At 69.2% G+C, this 16,202-nt stretch carries 17 protein-coding genes; 2 read left to right on the top strand and 15 right to left on the bottom strand.

The genetic code is table 11. From position 1 onward, the window contains the following. The first annotated feature begins 1,006 nt into the window (after nucleotides 1-1,006). Entirely contained in the window at nucleotides 1,007-1,654 is a 648-nt protein-coding gene (locus tag K8612_RS18160; RefSeq protein WP_223739090.1) for a hypothetical protein, read from the top strand. On the opposite strand, the gene K8612_RS18155 is transcribed toward K8612_RS18160, so the two are convergent. The 5 genes from K8612_RS18155 to K8612_RS18135 form a co-directional block, all read right to left on the bottom strand. After that, nucleotides 1,655-2,629 (bottom strand): alpha/beta fold hydrolase, encoded by a 975-nt coding sequence (locus tag K8612_RS18155; RefSeq protein WP_223763179.1) that lies wholly within the window; start codon nucleotides 2,627-2,629, stop codon nucleotides 1,655-1,657. Next, on the bottom strand, nucleotides 2,626-2,928 hold the full coding sequence (locus tag K8612_RS18150) for a YkgJ family cysteine cluster protein (protein ID WP_223739092.1): 303 nt from the start codon (nucleotides 2,926-2,928) through the stop codon (nucleotides 2,626-2,628). The genes K8612_RS18155 and K8612_RS18150 overlap by 4 nt, the downstream gene beginning before the upstream one ends. Nucleotides 2,929-2,937: 9 nt before the next feature. Beyond that, nucleotides 2,938-4,077, bottom strand: coding sequence for a hypothetical protein (locus tag K8612_RS18145; RefSeq protein WP_223763178.1), 1,140 nt, complete (start codon nucleotides 4,075-4,077; stop codon nucleotides 2,938-2,940). A gap of 167 nt (nucleotides 4,078-4,244) precedes the next feature. After that, the gene (locus K8612_RS18140; RefSeq protein ID WP_223763177.1) at nucleotides 4,245-5,201 is read right to left on the bottom strand and encodes a GNAT family N-acetyltransferase; all 957 of its coding nucleotides are present in this window, start codon (nucleotides 5,199-5,201) and stop codon (nucleotides 4,245-4,247) included. A 43-nt stretch (nucleotides 5,202-5,244) separates the two neighbouring features. After that, nucleotides 5,245-5,916, bottom strand: a complete 672-nt coding sequence (locus K8612_RS18135) for a hypothetical protein (protein WP_223763176.1) — start codon at nucleotides 5,914-5,916, stop codon at nucleotides 5,245-5,247. A gap of 167 nt (nucleotides 5,917-6,083) precedes the next feature. Between K8612_RS18135 and K8612_RS18130 the strand changes: the two genes are divergently transcribed. After that, the gene (locus K8612_RS18130; protein WP_223763175.1) at nucleotides 6,084-7,130 is read left to right on the top strand and encodes a DUF481 domain-containing protein; all 1,047 of its coding nucleotides are present in this window, start codon (nucleotides 6,084-6,086) and stop codon (nucleotides 7,128-7,130) included. A gap of 105 nt (nucleotides 7,131-7,235) precedes the next feature. On the opposite strand, the gene K8612_RS18125 is transcribed toward K8612_RS18130, so the two are convergent. Genes K8612_RS18125 through nrfD form a run of 10 tightly spaced genes read right to left on the bottom strand, consistent with a single transcriptional unit; the run spans nucleotide 7,236 to nucleotide 16,197 of the window. Continuing rightward, nucleotides 7,236-7,676, bottom strand: coding sequence for a cytochrome C oxidase subunit IV family protein (locus K8612_RS18125; protein WP_223763174.1), 441 nt, complete (start codon nucleotides 7,674-7,676; stop codon nucleotides 7,236-7,238). Nucleotides 7,677-7,686: 10 nt separating this feature from the next. Continuing rightward, nucleotides 7,687-8,349, bottom strand: a complete 663-nt coding sequence (locus K8612_RS18120) for a cytochrome c oxidase subunit 3 family protein (RefSeq protein WP_223739098.1) — start codon at nucleotides 8,347-8,349, stop codon at nucleotides 7,687-7,689. Then, complete coding sequence (locus tag K8612_RS18115) at nucleotides 8,342-10,018, bottom strand: cytochrome c oxidase subunit I (RefSeq protein ID WP_223763173.1); 1,677 nt, start codon at nucleotides 10,016-10,018, stop codon at nucleotides 8,342-8,344. Before K8612_RS18115 ends, K8612_RS18120 begins: the two co-directional genes overlap by 8 nt. Then, on the bottom strand, nucleotides 10,002-11,048 hold the full coding sequence (coxB, locus tag K8612_RS18110; RefSeq protein ID WP_223739100.1) for a cytochrome c oxidase subunit II: 1,047 nt from the start codon (nucleotides 11,046-11,048) through the stop codon (nucleotides 10,002-10,004). The genes K8612_RS18115 and coxB overlap by 17 nt, the downstream gene beginning before the upstream one ends. Next, complete coding sequence (locus K8612_RS18105; protein WP_223763172.1) at nucleotides 11,045-11,920, bottom strand: SCO family protein; 876 nt, start codon at nucleotides 11,918-11,920, stop codon at nucleotides 11,045-11,047. The genes coxB and K8612_RS18105 overlap by 4 nt, the downstream gene beginning before the upstream one ends. A 40-nt stretch (nucleotides 11,921-11,960) precedes the next feature. Continuing rightward, nucleotides 11,961-12,458, bottom strand: a complete 498-nt coding sequence (locus K8612_RS18100; RefSeq protein WP_223763171.1) for a hypothetical protein — start codon at nucleotides 12,456-12,458, stop codon at nucleotides 11,961-11,963. Then, complete coding sequence (locus tag K8612_RS18095) at nucleotides 12,455-13,654, bottom strand: hypothetical protein (protein WP_223763170.1); 1,200 nt, start codon at nucleotides 13,652-13,654, stop codon at nucleotides 12,455-12,457. The genes K8612_RS18100 and K8612_RS18095 overlap by 4 nt, the downstream gene beginning before the upstream one ends. Next, on the bottom strand, nucleotides 13,651-14,211 hold the full coding sequence (locus tag K8612_RS18090; RefSeq protein ID WP_014399396.1) for a cytochrome c: 561 nt from the start codon (nucleotides 14,209-14,211) through the stop codon (nucleotides 13,651-13,653). The genes K8612_RS18095 and K8612_RS18090 overlap by 4 nt, the downstream gene beginning before the upstream one ends. Beyond that, nucleotides 14,208-14,753 carry a DUF3341 domain-containing protein gene (locus K8612_RS18085; RefSeq protein WP_206788838.1) on the bottom strand — a complete coding sequence of 182 codons (546 nt, stop codon included), beginning with the start codon at nucleotides 14,751-14,753 and terminating at the stop codon, nucleotides 14,208-14,210. The genes K8612_RS18090 and K8612_RS18085 overlap by 4 nt, the downstream gene beginning before the upstream one ends. A gap of 4 nt (nucleotides 14,754-14,757) precedes the next feature. After that, complete coding sequence (gene nrfD, locus K8612_RS18080) at nucleotides 14,758-16,197, bottom strand: NrfD/PsrC family molybdoenzyme membrane anchor subunit (protein WP_223739104.1); 1,440 nt, start codon at nucleotides 16,195-16,197, stop codon at nucleotides 14,758-14,760. Nucleotides 16,198-16,202 lie beyond the last annotated feature (5 nt).

Here is a 16,202-nt window from a genome sequence, read left to right as displayed (position 1 = left end):
GGCAGCAAAGGCGGGACGGGGCAGCACGCAGGACGGGGTAGGGCGGGTCGGGGCAGCAAAGGCGGGACGGGGCAGGGCGGGTCGGGGCAGCACGGGGCAGCAAAGGCAGGACGGGGCAGGGCGGGTCGGGGCAGCACGGGGCAGCAAAGGCAGGGCGGGACGGGGCAGCACGGGGCAGCAAAGGCAGGACGGGGCAGGGCGGGTCGGGGCAGCAAAGGCGGGACGGGGCAGGGCGGGTTGGGGCAGCAAAGGCAGGACGGGGCAGCACGCAGGACGGGGTAGGGCGGGTTGGGGCAGCAAAGGCAGACCGGGGCAGGACGGGCGGGACGGGGCAGCAGAGGCAGGACGGGCGGGACGGGGCAGCAGAGGCAGGACGGGGTCGGGCGGGTCGGGGCAGCACGCAGGACGGGGGCGCAAAGGCGGTACGGGGTCGGGCGGGTTGGGGCAGCACGCAGGACGGGGCAGGACGGGCGGGACGGGGCAGCACGCAGGACGGGGTAGGGCGGGACGGGGCAGCACGGGCGGGACGGTGGAGGGGGACGCAGCACGCAGCACGCAGCACGCAGCACGCAGCACGGTGGAACGGGGCAGCACGCAGCACGGTGGATCAGGGCAGTGCGCATCACCTCACACCGCGCGGCACCGGGGGGCAGCAGGCTGCGCGGTCGAGCAGGGCAGCAAGCAGGTCGCGGGACGGGGCTGGGCGGCGGGACGGAGCAGTGCGCAGTTTGGGGGAGTCCGGCAAAGGCGGCCGTGGTCGCCGGACGGGAGACGTGAAGGGCCGTGAATCAAGACGTGGCGGTGCGAGAGCTTCGCGATCCAGCCGGCGGCGGCATCGAGGCGACGCGACAGTCAGCACCGGGCGTGTGGCAGTGGCGGGAGTGGAGTGGCGGGTCGGGGGGAGCAACACGCAGCCGGGTCTCGGAGCGCGAGTGATTCCGGGATCCGGCGTACCTCGCAAATCTCATCGCGCGTGGCCGCGATGTCTGGAACGGGGAGAAGCCTCATGGGAGCGGTGTCCATCGTCACCGCGGCGGTCATGGTCCTGGCGACTCACACGGCCATGGCCCAGTCAGCACCGCAGGCGCAGTTGCCGCAGGTCCAGGCCCAGCAGGGCGAAGGCCGGCGCCGCATGAATGATCCGGAGCGGCTGGCGCCCTTCGGCCTCATGCTCGACGCGGGCATGCCCGAGGGCGCGGGACTCTCCGGCGTCCTCCGGCCCTCGCCGCACCTGCGAATCCACCTCGGCGGCGCGCACAACGGCCTGCGAGGCGCCTTGCGCGCGGGACTCACGCTCCTCCCGCTGAAGAGCAAGGTCTCTCCCTCGTTCTCCTGGGAGTTCGGACACGCGCAGGCCGCGAGCACGAAGACGCTGAACCGGAGGCTCGCGGACCGCACGCAGTTGCCCACCTCCTCCATGGAGCGCGTGGGTTACACGTACATCAGCACGCACCTGGGCCTGGAGTTCAACGCCACCCGGCGCCTCAGCTTCTTCGTGCGCGGCGGCATGAGCTTCATGGAGATGGACGTCCCCAGCCTCAAGAAGCTGGACGAGCCCTTCCGCGACTCGCTGTCTCCCGCGGAGACGCAGTCGTGGATGATGCGCAAACTCCAGCCGTCCGGAAAGCTTGGCCTCACCTTCTTCTTCGGCTGATCAGCGGGCGAGCACCCGCTCGAAGAACGCGAGCGCCTGCGCCTCCGCCCAGAAGTACGGACGGTGCACGCGGCCCGCGACGAAGCCCACGTGGCCGCCCTGCTCGGTCAGCACCACGCTGAGCAGCGGGTTGTCCCGCGCGGAAGGCGGAATCACCGGCGCCTCCAGCATCGGATCATCCGCGGAGCTCAAGAGCAGCGTGGGCCGGCGGATGTCCGCGAGCCGGGGCCCCGACGACGCCTCCCGGTAGTAGTGCTCCGCGTCCCGGAAGCCATGCAGCGGCCCGGTGACCACGTCGTCATAGCCCCGGATGGTGCGCGCCGCCTCCATGCGCTTGCCGTCGAACGCGCCCGGGAACCGCCGCAGCTTCGCGCGGGCCTTGCTCTTGAGCGTGCGCAGGAACCGCTCGCGGTAGAGCCAGTGGTAGCCGCCGCCACCATCCAGCTTGCGGCAGCACGCGTCCAGGTCGTACGGCGCGCTGATGGACGCGGCGGCCACGACCGGCGCCTCTTCGCCCGTCTCCTCCAGCAGCCGGCACAGCACGTTGGCGCCCAGGGAGAAGCCCACCGCGAGCATGGGCCCGGTGATGCGCGCGCGCACGTCCGCCATCACCAGCAGCGTGTCCGCCGTGTCCCCGGAGTGGTACGCCCGGGCCAGCCGGTTCGGCTCCCCGCTGCACGAGCGGAAGTTGATCGCCGTGGCGCCCCAGCCGCGCTTCGCCGCGCCCCGCAGCACCTCCGTGACGTAGCCCGCCTGGGAGGACCCCTCCAGGCCGTGCAGCACCACCACGTGCGGCGCGCCCGTGGGCCCGTCGAAGGTGTCCAGGTCGACGAAGTCCCCGTCCGGCAGGTCCCTCCGCTCCCGGCGCAGGGGAGGCACGCGCGTGGGGCGCACGAGGGACGCGTAGATGGTCTGCGCGTGCGCGCCGCGAAGGCCCGGCGCGGGGATGAACGGCTCGGTGGGCTGGAAGGTCACTTCCGCTCCCTGATGGCGCGCGCCATCCGCATGGAGGCGCAGCCGGACTCACGCACGGCCTGGGCCTCCGCGGTGAGCTGGAACAGCGCCAGGTAGTTGTGCACGCGCTCCTCCAGCGTGGGGGCCTCGATGCGGCGGCAGACTTCATCCGCTGCGTAGTCCCGGCACACCTGGGGCCGCCGCTCGTACACGGTGCACAGGTTGTCCGCGCCCAGGTGCGGGCACCTCAGCCCCAGCGGCTTGTCCAGCGCGGCGATGTCTGGCGCCACGCAGCAGGCGCCACAGCAGGTGCACTCCATGGGACTCCTTCAGCGGCGGACGGCCTGCTCCACCTTGCCCAGGTTCGTCACGGTGAGCGTGACGCCCTGGCCCTTCTTCCACGCGGCGAACTCCTCCTCGCGCGTGGGCTTCACCTCGTGCTGCTTCACGCCGCCGTCGTCGTAGCGCACCAGCACGGTGTAGTCCTCTTCCCGCCGCACCCGCTCGTTCGTCCCGGCGGTGAGCTCCGGCCAGCGCGGCGGCCCCTCCGTGCCCTTGAGCTCGCGCGTGTCCACCGGCTTCCAGGCGTACGTGTCGTAGGAGCACTGCTGCGCGTAGACGGGCTCGTTGCGGTAGCGCGTCTCCGTGTCGCAGTCCTCGTAGGACTCGCTGCAGTACTTCGTCACGTCGTGGCAGACCTCCTCGGCGAAGCCGTTGCCCTTGTCGCGACGGGTGCACTTCTCCTCGGTGCCGCAGGCCACCTTGCGCGTCTTCGTCCGGCACACGCGCTGGGTGCCGTCCGCCACCCGGCGGGTGCCGCGCTGGCGGGACTCGCAGTCGCGGATGTTCGTCACGCCCGCGACCTCGCCCGTGCCGTTCACCGGCATGCGCGGAGACGTGGGGCGCAGCTCGTCCCGCCAGCCCGTGCGCGTCTCCGGGACGAAGCGCTCCTGCACCAGCGCGCGGCGCCAGTTCGTGGCCACCACCTCGCCCTGGAGCTCATGCTTCATGTTTCCCCAGATGCCCACCGCGCAGGTGCCCAGGCAGCACGAGCCCAGGATGCCCACCACGATGAGCGCCACCTTCCCGAAGCGGCGCGGCTTGGGCGCGGGCTTCGGTGGGGCCTGGGGGGACAGGTCCGCCAGCGGCGCGGCCTTCGCGTCCGAGCCCCGCTCGGCGGAGCACTGCCGGCAGCGCTTGCCGTCGCCCCGGTTGGCCGCGCCGCAGTAGGCGCAGAACCAGTCCTCGCCGGCGCCGGCCAGGTCCAGGGCCTGTTCGTCGGTGACGCCTTCGCGGGTGGACCTTCCGGAGGCCGCGTCCACGTCACCGAAGTCGAACTCGGACTCCTTGCCGGTGAGCTCCCGCGGGTTGTTGCAGGAGGGGCAGTTCTTGTGACGGGCAGGGATGCTGCGGGCGCCACAGGACGTGCAGTTCCAGGTGCCCTCGATGATGCGCCTTCGCTCGGCCATGGGGCGCATCCTAGGGGACCTGTCGCCGCCTGACACATCCGGGTTGGGGGCAGCGCCCCTGCTCCCACCCGGCCGGAGGTCAGGCGGCCAGCGCGCCCTTCCAGGGATGGCGGCGCGCGGGTTCCCCTGTCACGTCGGACGGTGGCGGCGGTCCCGAAGCACCGGGCTCACACCCAGAGGGCGCGAGGGAAGGGGACCTCCGGCGCGGCGGGCAGCCCCGGGCGCAGCGGACGCAGCATGGGCAGCGACCCGTCCCGCTGCACCCGCACCGCGCCGGGGACCCCGCCCAGCAGTGACGCCGTCGCGGGCTCCTCCCACCACACCACGCGCTTGAGCCCCGCCTGATGCGCCACGCGGCGCGCCTCCGTGAGCAGCGCCTCCGCCGACGAGGCGTCCCGCGCATCCAGCATCAGCACCACCAGCTCGCCGTAGCGCGCGTTCATCGTCCACAGCGCGGTGGACTCCCCCACCACCGCGCCGCACGTCCGGGGACGGGGCCGCGCCAGCAGGTCCGCGTAGATGCGCTCCCGCTCCAGGTGCCAGTCCACCTGCGCGGCGCCAGGCCACAGGAAGAAGGGCACGTCCGGCCGGCGCATCCGCGCGAGCGCCCCCGCCACGTCCGTCTCCTGGAGCCCCGCGTCCACGGGCCGTCCCCCCGGCGCGTCCACCGCGTCCAGGTGCCAGTCCCACGCGGGCACCTCCACGTAGCCGGACCGGCGGTACAGCGGCGCCCCCACGTCGGAGAACAGGACCACCGAGTGCGGACGCGGCGCCACCCGCTCCAGCTCCGCGGCGACGGCGTCCATCAGCCGCGTGGCGTGCCCCCGCCCGCGCAGGTGCTCCTCCGTGTACACGCTGGCGATGGCGTAGCTGTCCCCCTGCGTCAGGTGTCCGTCCGCGCCCCGCAGGAAGCTGTCCGTGTGGAAGGTCTCGCAGGACGCCAGCACCCGGCCGTCATCCGCCAGCCACAGCCACGTGTTCATGCCCTCGCGGCTCCACGGGTGCGCGCGCAGCCGCGCTTCGCGCTCCTGGTACTGCGGCACGCTCAGGGGCGAACCCCACGCGGCATGGGTGACGGAGTCGCGCTGCGCCTTCTGCGCGTCGGTGGCGAGGACGAGGGACATGGTGCCGGGCACCCTAGACGCGCGCCCCGCCCGCGCGCGAGCCCTACAGCGTCGTGGTGTACGGGAACCGGAAGTGCAGTTGCAGGTACGCCTGCCCCACGTGGAAGATGCCGTCCCCCAGGGAGTCCGGCAGCCCCAGCCCGCCCAGCTCCTGCGGCACGTAGAACGTGGACTCCCAGCCCACGCTGACGAGGAAGCTCTTCGCCAACTGGAACTCCAGGTCCGCGCCCAGGCTCGCTCCGGGCCGCAGGAAGTGCGTGTCCGGCAGCGTGTCGGAGAAGATGTACGCGTACGTCAACACCAGCCCCACGCCCAGCTTGAAGCGCACCGGACTGGACGACAGCGGCACCCCCAGGCCCAGCGGCTTGAACGTCACGCCGTACATCCCCGTGTCGCGGTACTTCGGCGAGATGATGAACGAGTCCGGGATGAAGATGGACGGCGAGATGCGGATCTCGTCCATCTGCTTCGCCTGCTTCCGGTAGCGCGCGGGAATCGCGCGCTGGTTCTTGCGCAGCCACTCCTTGTCCAGCACCGCGTCCACCGACAGCTTCAGCCCCGTGTGCAGCAACTGGTCGTCCGCGATGGGGCCGGAGAACACGAACACCGCCGGCCCCACTCCCACGTCCACCGGAACGGTGACCTTCTGCGCCGCCGTGACGACCGCGGGCCAGGACCACGACACGAACAGCAGCGCGAGCAGGGTGGGCCTCAAGGGCGGGTCCTCACGTACCGGGGCCAGGAAGGGCCCGCATTTCGAGCCTAGAAGGTGGAGACGCTCCCTGTCCCATGGCGTTAAGAAGTTCACGCCGGAAAGGGAGCCGGCACTCTCACGCTCCCTTGCAGGTCCGCTGCCGCACCTGCCTCACCCAAGGAACCTTGATGCTCCCCGTCGCGCTGCTGCTCGCCTCGTCACTGCAATCCCAGACGCCGCCGGCACCCGCCCCGCGTCCCGCCGCCCCGCCGCCGCCGGCCGCCGTCCGCGCTCCGGCGCCGCCCGCCCTCCCCGAGGACGCCCCCGCCGCGGAGCGCGCCGCCGCCGCCGCCGAGCGCGCTGCCCTCGCCGCCGAGCGCGCCGCCGAGGCCAGCGCCCGGCTCGCGGAGGCCATCGAGAAGCTGGCCGAGGTGACCGCGCGCGGGCCCGTCGCGCCGCCGCCCGCGCCCGCCGTCGAGGCTGCCGCCGCGGCGGCCCCCGCGAAGCCCAGCGCCTGGGACGTCAGCGTGGGCCTGAGCCTCATCTCCCTCACCGGCAACGCGTCCACGCTGACCGTGAGCGGCCTGGCCAGCGCGCTGCGCAAGACGGACAAGTGGATCTACTCCGTGAAGGCCTACGGCGCGTACGGCCGCAGCCGCCCGCCCGAGGTGGAAGGGGAGGTGGAGTCCCTGTCCCAGGTGGTGGCCCTCAACGCCGGCGTCGAGCTGCGGGGGGACCGCCGCTTCACGCAGGAGATCAGCGGCTACCTGCTGGCCGGCGCGGACACGGACCACATCAAGAGCATCGAGGCGCGGCCCTACGGTGAAGCCGGTGCCGGCATCCTCTGGTTCGACACCAAGAAGGACACGAAGACCGGCACGAACGAGGCCATCCTGCGCACCGACTTCGCGTTCCGCTACGCGCGCGAACTGCGCTTCCAGTACTACCCGACACGCCTGGACCTGGGCGACGTGGACCTGGGCGGCCCGCGCTTCGGCGCCATGTTCCGCTACGGCCTCTCCAAGGACATCACCTTCCAGGAGGACGCGGAGATCCTGGTCAGCGTCATCTCCGACTCGCGCGTCCTCTTCAGCAGCCAGACGCAGGTGATGGCGAACCTCACGGACGCGCTGGCCCTGGGCGTGGGCTTCCTCGTGAAGTCCGACAGCGCTCCGCCCCCGGGCAAGGTGTCCACGGACACGGCGCTCTCCTTCAACCTGACCGTCGCCCTGTAGGCCTCCACCGGGCGGGCCCGCCGGGCCCGCCCAAAAGCGACGCGGCGCCAGGGAAGCATCCCGGGCGCCGCGTTCGTGCTTCAGGGGGCTGACGGAAGCGGGGGACTACTCGTGCGTCTCGTGTCCCTGCTTCTGGAGCTGCTGGTGGCCACCCGTGCGGCCTTCCGTCGGGTTCGCGCCGATGTCCACCGCCTGCAGGTCGCTGTACTGCGACCCCGGCGGGTTGGCCAGACGGAAGCGCGTGCCCAGGTCCATCAGCGAGAAGCCGATGAGCAGCACCACGAACAGGATGGACACGGCGAACACCAGGCGGTTGGCGCCCTGGTGCTCCGACAGGTGCATGAAGTACAGCGCCACCAGCGTGCCCTTCACGCTGGCGATGATGAGCGCGAGCACCAGACCGAAGTCAGGCAGGTGCATGCGGCCGGTGAAAACGGTGACGAGCGTCAGCACCAGCAGGGCAATCCAGATGACCACGTAGCGCCCGGCGCCGTGGTGCTCCTGCATGTTGTGCTCTTCCTGACGCGATTCGTTGGCGATGGCCATGTCGTAACCCTCAGACCAGGTACAGCATCGGGAAGAGGAAGATCCACACCAGGTCGACGAGGTGCCAGTACATGGAGCCCAGCTCGACCTGCGTGTAGTTGTTCGCGCTGAAGTCCCCGACGCGGTACGCGCGCACCGTGGCGAACGCCAGCACCGTCATGCCGATGATGACGTGCAGCGCGTGCAGCGCCGTGGAGGCGAAGTACACGGAGAAGTACAGCGGCGCGCCCGGCAACTGGATGCCTTCGTAGAAGTAGTAGCGGCCCGGCAGCGTCCCGATGTGGAACTTGTGCTTGTACTCGAAGAACTTGATGACGAGGAAGCCCAGCGCCATCAGGAGGGTGAGCACGTTCATGTGCCCCACCATCTTGTTCTTCCCCTCCTTGGCGTAGTGCACCGCCATGGCGGCGGTGAACGAGGAGGTGATGAGCACCACCGTGTTGATGGTGCCCATCGTCAGGTCCAGGCTGCGGCTGGAGGCCGCCCACGCTTCCGGGAACAGGAAGCGGTAGGCCGCGTAGCACGCGAACAGACCCGCGAAGAGCAGGATTTCCGTGGCGAGGAACAGCCACATGCCCAGCCGCGCCGCGTGCTTCTGGACATCCAGCGACGCGAAGTGGGCAGCCAGCTTGGGACCGGGCACCGAGCCCGGCGTCACGTGAGCGCTAGACATCCGACACCTCGCCCTCGGCCTTCTTCGGATCCACGTAGAAGTGCGGCTCCTCGGGGTAAGTCGGCTGGGGCCCGATGAAGTTGTGCGTGGGCGGAGGGGACATGGTCAGCCACTCGTAGCCCTTGCTGTTCCACGGGTTGTCCACGCGCTCGCCGTAGATGAGCGCGTAGGTCAGGTAGATGGCGATGATGATGAAGCCGAACGCGAGCAGCGACGCACCGGCGGTGGACGCCACGTTCAGCGCCTGGAAGCGCTCCGGGTACTCGTAGTAGCGGCGCGGCATGCCCGCGTTGCCCACGAGGAACTGGGGGATGAACGTCGCGTTGAAGCCCAGGATGATGAGCGCCGCGGAAACCAGGCCCCACCCCTCGTGGTACATCTTCCCGAACATCTTCGGGAACCAGTAGTGGAGCGCGGCCAGGAAGGCCATGATCGTCGCGCCCACCATGATGAAGTGGAAGTGCGCCACGACGAAGTAGGTGTCGTGCCACGCCACGTCCAGCGACACCGTCGCCACCGCGATGCCCGTCATGCCGCCGAACACGGTGAAGAACAGGAAGCCGCAGAAGTAGGCGAACGGGGTCGTGAACTCCACCGCGCCCTTGTAGACGGTGCCCACCCAGTTGAAGACCTTGATGGCCGTGAACACGCCCACCAGCATCGACAGCACGCCGAACACGCCGGCGTTGAAGGTCGACTGGCCGGACACGAACATGTGGTGGCCCCAGGCGAAGAAGCCCACGAAGGCGATGCCCACGCTGGAGTACGCCACCGCGCGGTAGCCGAAGATGTTCTTGCGGCTGAAGGCGGAGACGACCTCGCTCATCACGCCGAACGCCGGCAGCACCATGATGTACACGGCCGGGTGGCTGTAGAACCAGAACAGGTGCTGGAAGAGCACCGGGTCACCGCCGCGGGCCACGTCGAACATGCCCAGGCTGAACAGGTTCTCCGCCGTCACCAGCAGGAGCAGCAGGCCAATCACCGGCGTCGCCAGCACCTGGATGCAACTGGTGGCGTAGAGCGCCCACACCATCAGGGGCATCTTGAACCAGGTGATGCCCGGCGCACGCATGGTGTGCGTGGTGACGATGAAGTTCATGCCCGTGAGGATGGAGCTGAACCCGATGATGAACGCGCCGAAGAGCACCGGCGCGACCGTGGTCGTCGTGTGCGCGCTGTACGGCGTGTAGAAGGTCCAGCCGGTGTCCAGGCCGCCGTTGAGCATGCCCCAGAGCGCGAAGCCCGCGCCCGCCAGGTACACGTAGAGCGACAGCAGGTTCAGCCGCGGGAACGCCACGTCCTTGGCGCCCAGCATCAAGGGCAGCATGAAGTTGCCGAAGATGCCCGGGATGGCGGGGATCATGAACAGGAAGATCATGACCACGCCATGCAGCGTGAAGACGCGGTTGTACGTCATCGCGTCCATGATGGTCGGGCCGGGCGTGAGCAGCTCGATCCGGATGAGCAGCGCGAAGATGCCGCCCACCAGGAAGAAGAGCAGGATCCACGCCATGTACATGATGCCGATGCGCTTGTGGTCCACCGTCAGCAGCCACGACTTCACCGTGGTGCCGTCCGTCAGGTAGCTCGGGTGGTGGCCGTGGTCGTCGTGCGCCTCATGGCCGGGGACGGCCCCCGGCGCGGCGATGCTACTGGATGGGGTCATAGGCGGGGCCCTCGGAAGCGGTCTCGCGCACGTTCGCGGTGCGCAGCGTCTTGATGTACTCGACGATGGCGGCCGACTCGGGGCCCTGCAGCTTGCCCTGGTAGGTCGGCATCACGTTCTGGTAGCCGGCGACGATGTGCGCGCCCGGGTCCATCATCGACTGGGTGATGTAGGCTTCATCCACGCGGATGCTCTGGCCATCGTCGAGCTTCTCTTCACGCTCGTACATGCCCAGGAAGGTGGGGCCGATGTGCTTCGAGCCGTCCACCGAGTGGCACTTGAGGCAGCCCTGCGTGCCCACCAGCTTCTGGCCCTGCTCGGCCATGCGGGCGACGGGCGGAACGAGCGACGTGTCCGCCAGCGCGTCCTGCCGGTCCTGGAGGCGGCCACGCTGCTGCTCCTTCAGCCAGTTCTCGTAGTCCTCCGGCGCGAGCACGACGACCTCGGCCAGCATCTTCGAGTGCGACAGGCCGCAGTACTCGGTGCAGAGCACCTGGTACGTGCCGGGCTTCGTCGCCTCGAACCAGGCCTGCGTGTAGCGGCCCGGCACCGCGTCCATCTTGATGCGGAAGGACGGGACGTAGAAGGAGTGGATGACGTCGCGGGACGTGATGAGCAACCGCACCGGGCGGTTGGCCGGCACGTGCAGCACGTTCACGCCGTTGGGGCCCTCCGGGTAGGAGAACTTCCACATCCACTGCTTGCCCATGACGTAGACATCCATCGAGTCCTTGGGCGGAGTGGTGTACCAGGTGAAGTCCCTGAACCCGATGGCGAACCACGCCAGGAAGAACACCAGCGGGACGGAGACGAAGAGGAACTCCGTCTTCAGGTCCGGCACCACGTATTCCGTGTGCTGGTGGGCCTCCCGCCGGCGGTAGCGGAAGAACATGAAGAGCGCCGCGAGGCCGACGCCCGCGGACATCACCATCGTCGTACCAACGACGAAGTAGTGCAGGAAGTCGACCCGTTCCGCGAACGTGGACGCGCGCTCCGGGAGGAACAGGAATTGGTTGGCCAGGTCGCTCATGTAGTCGCGCCTTTCTTCAGCTCGCGCCTCCAGAAATAGATCAGCATCGTGGCCAGGGCGCCGAAGACAGCCAGGGAGCCCAGGCGGATGAACCCGAAGATGTAGAAACCGTACCGCCGCGTGGCGGTGTCATACTTGAAACAGGACATGACGATGCGATCGACGCTCGTCCCGACCCGACCGCCCGCTGCTTCCAGCAGCGAAAGCTTCACGTCCTTGCGGTCGAACGACGTGCCGTAGAGGTAGCGGGAGATGCTCCCCTCCGGGGTGAGCACGGTGACCACCGCGGGGTGGGCGTACTGCTTCGTGCTCGGTTCATACGTGTACTTGAAGCCCACGGCGTCGGCGAGCTTGTGGATGTTCTCGTCGGTGCCGGTGAGGAAGTGCCATGGAGCCGTCTCCGGCTTGCCCATGGACTGGAGGTACTTGCGCCGCCGCTCCGCGCTCTGCGCCGGGGTGTCCTTCGGGTCGATGCTGACGGTGACGGCCTCGTAGTCCTTGCCCAGCTCCAGGCCCAGCTCGCGCATCACGCGGACCTGCTCGTTGATGACGAGGTTACAGAGCATGGGGCACTCGTAATAGACGAGCGTGAGCAGGGTGGGGCGCGTCTTGGACAGCAGCGTGCCCAGCCGCACCTCTTCCCCGGTGGAGTCCAGGAAGCGGGTCTCCAGGGGGAGCGGCTCGCCCAGGTGCTCCACCACGTCCACCCCCGCCACCGGCGGGGGCAGGTCGGAGTCCGCCTCCACGATGGCGCGGGGCGTCTTGCCTCCGCCCGGCAGGGCGAACGCGGGCGTGGCGCTGGTGAGCACCAGCGCGAGCGCCGCGAGGAGCCCGGCGGCGCGGGCGGAGGAGAGCGGAGGAAGGGACGGCATGGCGGGGGACGGCTCGGGGGCAGGAGGAGCGGGTGGGAGCCTACTTCTTCGGGGCCGGGGCCGGGGGGGCCGTGTGCGGCGCGGGCGCCGGAGCCTCGGGGGAAGCCGGGGCCGGCGTGGGGGCCGGGGCGGGCTCGCGGGCCTTCTGGGCCTCGGTCGTGATGACCTGGTCCATGGCCTGGCCCAGCGGCTTGTGGGCGGCGACGCCCGGCTGGTCACCCCAGCCGTTCTTCAGCGCCTGGTGCTGGCCGCCAATCTTCTCCGCCGCGCGCCAGTCCTGCTCGAACAGGCGCTGGTTCACGATGCCGATCTCGTACTGGCCCACCGCGGCGGGACGCGGAGGAGGACCGTCCGGCTGGGCCTCCTGCATGGTGACGACCTGGATGCGCCAGGCCCACACCGCGCCCACGAGGAAGAGGACCATGGCGCCCACACCGACGCCGATGATCTTCCCCATGACGAGGTGGTCTTCCTCGGCCGCCACGCCATGCGCGCCGACGATGACCCGCGATTCGACTTCGGACTGGGTCTTCTTCATGGCTGCACGTACCTCAGGGACTCCGCGATGTAGGGGTCCTTCACCGGGAAGGTGTACCGACCGCGCGCCCGGAACAGGGCGTAGCCCACCGAGACCCCGCCCACGCCCACGAAGGCCGTGAGAATCGTCCAGTGGAACGTCGGACCGGCCTCACCGGAGAACGCCGGCCAGATGAGCCAATACAGGTCCACGGCGTGCATGAGAAGCATGTAGGTGGCGGCCACCGCCAGGGTCCCGGGCTTCTCCTTCAGCTTGCGTGACAGCAGCGTGAAGAACGGCAGCACGAAGTGACCGAAGAAGATGACGATGGAGACGCTCCGCCACGGGCCGTACATGCGCAGGCCGTACCAGGGGGCCTCTTCCGGGATGTTGGCGATCCACACCAGCAGGAACTGGGAGAAGCCGATGTAGGCCCAGAACGCCGTGAAGGCGAAGATGAGCTTGCCCAGGTTGTGCAGGTGCGAAGTCTTCACCAGGCTGCCGTACAGGTCCTTGCCCTGGGCGCGCACCGTGGCCAGCGTGAGGACGCAGAAGGCGGCCAGGAAGCTGCCGGCGAAGTAGTAGGCGCCGAAGATGGTGGACTGCCACAGCGGGGTGAGGCTCATCAGCCAGTCAAAGGCCGCGAAGGTGATGGTCAGCGCCAGGAAGGGCAGGGCGCCCGGGGAGAACTTGCGCTGCTTGACGGTGAGCTCCAGCCCGCCGACGTCGTCCTGCTGGGTGCTCCAGCCGTACAGCCGGTGCGAGACGAAGATCCACACCGCGAAGTAGATGACCTGACGGACGGCGAAGAAGCCCAGGTTCAGGTAGTGGGCCTTCTTGTGGGCCAGGTGCTCCACCTCGATGCCGTGGATGTGGGCCGCCAGCGGCGAGCCGTCCACCCAGGGGTAGAGGTACTTCATCATCGGGATGAGGGCGAGGATGAGCACCGCGAAGACGGGCACCGCGATGGAGATGGTCTCCATGGCGCGGCGCAGGACGATGGGCCACTTCGCCTTCGCCGTGTGGAAGATGCACAGCATGATGAGGGCGGCCACGCTGATGCCGACCCAGTAGGTGAAGCCCAAGAGGTAGCTGAAGCTGGTCGCCTCGGGGTTCATGAAGAAGCCCACGGCGGTGAGCACGAGGCCCACCACGCCCAGGCCGAACGCGGGCACCATCAGCTTGGGCGTGCCGGTGTAGCGCTCCATGGCAGTCATCGGTTCTCCTGCGGGACGGGCTGCGTCCCGGCGGTGCTGCGGGCGGCCTGCAGCGCGCGCACGTAGGCGACGACGGCCCAGCGCTCACGCGTGTCGAGCTCACCCGAGAAGGACGGCATGATGCCGTAGCCCTCGTTGATGGCGGTGTAGAAGTGGCCGGCCGGCTTGTCCGCGAGCTCCAGCAGGGACGGGGGCAGGCGCAGGGCCATGTTCTCCGCGACGACGCTGTTGCCGTCGCCGAGCACGCCATGACACTGCGAGCAGACGATGTTGTACTTCTTCTGGCCCAGCTCCAGCAGGTGCTTGTCCACCGGCAGGGGGATGGCGTTCACGGCCACGCCGTTGGCGCGGCCCGTGGAGATGCCCGGGTTGCCCACCGGCCGCTCGCGCGGGACGGTGCCGGCGGGGGGCACGCGCATGGCGCGGCCGTCCGGCCAGAACTCGGACGTCTCGTAGTACTCGTACTTGGCCTGGGTCTCCATGCGCTGGAGGAACTCCGAGCTGACGTTGCAGCCCGTGAGCGCGGCGAGCCCGGCGGCGGGGATGAGCCACCTCATTCGTTCTCTCCCGAGACGACGGTCACGTGGGTCGCGCCCAGGGCCGTCAACTGGTTCTTGACGTCCGCGGCGTCCGTCCCCGTGGGGTGCGGGATGCTCAGCCAGTAGCCGTGCGTGGACGCGCTGCGGAACTCTTCCGACTCGAAGGCCGGGTGGTAGGGCTGCGGCAGCTTGCTCAGGCCGAGCAGGCCGAAAAAGATGCCGAACGCGGCGAACAGCACGCTCAATTCGAACGTGATGGGCACCCACGCCGGGAGGCTCAGGAGCGGACGGCCGCCGACGTTGAGCGGGTAGTCGATGGTGTTCATCCACGTCTGCATCGTGAGGGCGGTCACCATGCCGGTGAGGCCGCCACCCAGGGCGATGAAGGGCACGCGAGAGGGCGGCAGACCCAGCGCCTCCGACCCGCCGTGCAGCGGGTAGGGGGAGTAGGTGTCCATCCCCTGGAAGCCCTTCTCGCGCATCTGCTGCGTGGCGGAGACGAGGGCTTCCGGAGTGGCGAACTCGGCCAACACCCAGGAATCAAGGACCTTGGCTTCCATGATGCTAGTGCGCTCCGTGGGTGGCCGCGGCGTCCGAGCCGTGGTGTCCGTTGCCATGGGCGGCGTGGGCGGCGTGCTTGAGCTCCAACTGGAGCTCCTTCACCTCGCTCACCGCGACGGCGGGAACGAACTTGAGGAACAGGAGGAACAGGGTGCCGAACAGGCCCAGCGTGCCGATGTAGATGCACCAGTCCACCCAGGTCGGCGTGTAGATGTCCCACGACGAGGGGAGGAAGTCCTGGGAGAGCGACGTCACGATGATGATGAAGCGCTCGCACCACATGCCGATGTTCACCGCGATGGAGGCCACCCACATGATGGGGATGCTCGTGCGGGCCTTCTTGAACCAGAAGATGTTCGGGGTGATGACGTTGCAGGCGATCATCAGCCAGTACACGCCGGCGTAGGGGCCCGTGGCGCGGTTCACGTAGAAGGTCCAGAACTCGTACTGGTTCATGGAGTACCAGGCGATGAAGTGCTCCATCAGGTAGCCGTAGGACACGAGCAGACCCGTCGCCAGGATGACCTTGTTCATGTTCTCCAGGTGGCGGTCGGTGATGACGTCCCGGAGGCCCAGGTACTTGCGGGCGGGCACGATGAGCGTGATGACCATCGCGAAGCCGCTGAACACGGCGCCGGCCACGAAGTAGGGCGGGAAGATGGTCGCGTGCCAGCCCGGAATCTGGGAGACGGCGAAGTCGAACGACACGATGGTGTGCACGGACACCACGAGCGGCGTCGAGAGGCCGGCCAGCAGCAGGTAGGCGATCTTGTAGTTGTGCCAGTGGCGGCCGGAGCCGCGCCAGCCCAGGGCGAACAGGCCGTAGATGGTGCGCTGCAGCTTCGTCTTGGACGAGTCACGCAGGGCGGCCAGGTCCGGGATGAGGCCCACGAACCAGAAGAGGGCGGACACCGTGAGGTACGTGGAGATGGCGAACACGTCCCACACGAGCGGCGAGCGGAACTGCGCCCAGGCGCCCAGGGTGCTGGGGTAGGGGAACAGCCAGAAGGCGAACCAGGGACGGCCCGTGTGGAGCAGCGGGAAGAGACCCGCGCACATGACCGCGAACAGCGTCATGGCCTCCGCGAAGCGGTTGATGCTCGTGCGCCACTTCTGCTGGAAGAGCAGGAGGATGGCGGAGATGAGCGTACCGGCGTGGCCGATACCGACCCACCAGACGAAGTTGATGATGTCGAACGCCCAGCCCACCGGCTGGTTGTTGCCCCACACGCCGATGCCGCGCGCGAGGGTGTACGTGACACCGACGACCAGCAGGCCCAGCGCCGCGGACGTGATGCCCAGCAGCATGAACCAGCCCTTGCCGGGCTTGCGCCAGACATGGTCGAGCAGCGTTTCATTGAGGGACTTGTCGTCGTGGTGCGGCGCGACGAGGTCCCGGGGCTCGAGGGGGTCGAGCGGGAGTGCGTGTGCGGTCTCGGCCATGACGG

The organism is Corallococcus sp. AS-1-6 (assembly GCF_020037015.1).
GTDB lineage: Bacteria > Myxococcota > Myxococcia > Myxococcales > Myxococcaceae > Corallococcus.
Note: the sequence above shows the minus strand (reverse complement) of the source record. Positions and strands in the feature narration are given on the sequence as shown.

What these genes read in the sequence shown, in the direction of transcription:
- K8612_RS18160 (WP_223739090.1), top strand. Translation starts at nt 1,007, where the DNA reads ATGGGAGCGGTGTCCATCGTCACCGCGGCGGTCATGGTCCTGGCGACT.
- K8612_RS18150 (WP_223739092.1), bottom strand. Translation starts at nt 2,928, where the DNA reads ATGGAGTGCACCTGCTGTGGCGCCTGCTGCGTGGCGCCAGACATCGCC.
- K8612_RS18145 (WP_223763178.1), bottom strand. Translation starts at nt 4,077, where the DNA reads ATGGCCGAGCGAAGGCGCATCATCGAGGGCACCTGGAACTGCACGTCC.
- K8612_RS18140 (WP_223763177.1), bottom strand. Translation starts at nt 5,201, where the DNA reads ATGTCCCTCGTCCTCGCCACCGACGCGCAGAAGGCGCAGCGCGACTCC.
- K8612_RS18130 (WP_223763175.1), top strand. Translation starts at nt 6,084, where the DNA reads ATGCTCCCCGTCGCGCTGCTGCTCGCCTCGTCACTGCAATCCCAGACG.
- K8612_RS18125 (WP_223763174.1), bottom strand. Translation starts at nt 7,676, where the DNA reads ATGGCCATCGCCAACGAATCGCGTCAGGAAGAGCACAACATGCAGGAG.
- K8612_RS18120 (WP_223739098.1), bottom strand. Translation starts at nt 8,349, where the DNA reads ATGTCTAGCGCTCACGTGACGCCGGGCTCGGTGCCCGGTCCCAAGCTG.
- K8612_RS18115 (WP_223763173.1), bottom strand. Translation starts at nt 10,018, where the DNA reads ATGACCCCATCCAGTAGCATCGCCGCGCCGGGGGCCGTCCCCGGCCAT.
- coxB (WP_223739100.1), bottom strand. Translation starts at nt 11,048, where the DNA reads ATGAGCGACCTGGCCAACCAATTCCTGTTCCTCCCGGAGCGCGCGTCC.
- K8612_RS18105 (WP_223763172.1), bottom strand. Translation starts at nt 11,920, where the DNA reads ATGCCGTCCCTTCCTCCGCTCTCCTCCGCCCGCGCCGCCGGGCTCCTC.
- K8612_RS18100 (WP_223763171.1), bottom strand. Translation starts at nt 12,458, where the DNA reads ATGAAGAAGACCCAGTCCGAAGTCGAATCGCGGGTCATCGTCGGCGCG.
- K8612_RS18095 (WP_223763170.1), bottom strand. Translation starts at nt 13,654, where the DNA reads ATGACTGCCATGGAGCGCTACACCGGCACGCCCAAGCTGATGGTGCCC.
- K8612_RS18090 (WP_014399396.1), bottom strand. Translation starts at nt 14,211, where the DNA reads ATGAGGTGGCTCATCCCCGCCGCCGGGCTCGCCGCGCTCACGGGCTGC.
- K8612_RS18085 (WP_206788838.1), bottom strand. Translation starts at nt 14,753, where the DNA reads ATGGAAGCCAAGGTCCTTGATTCCTGGGTGTTGGCCGAGTTCGCCACT.
- nrfD (WP_223739104.1), bottom strand. Translation starts at nt 16,197, where the DNA reads ATGGCCGAGACCGCACACGCACTCCCGCTCGACCCCCTCGAGCCCCGG.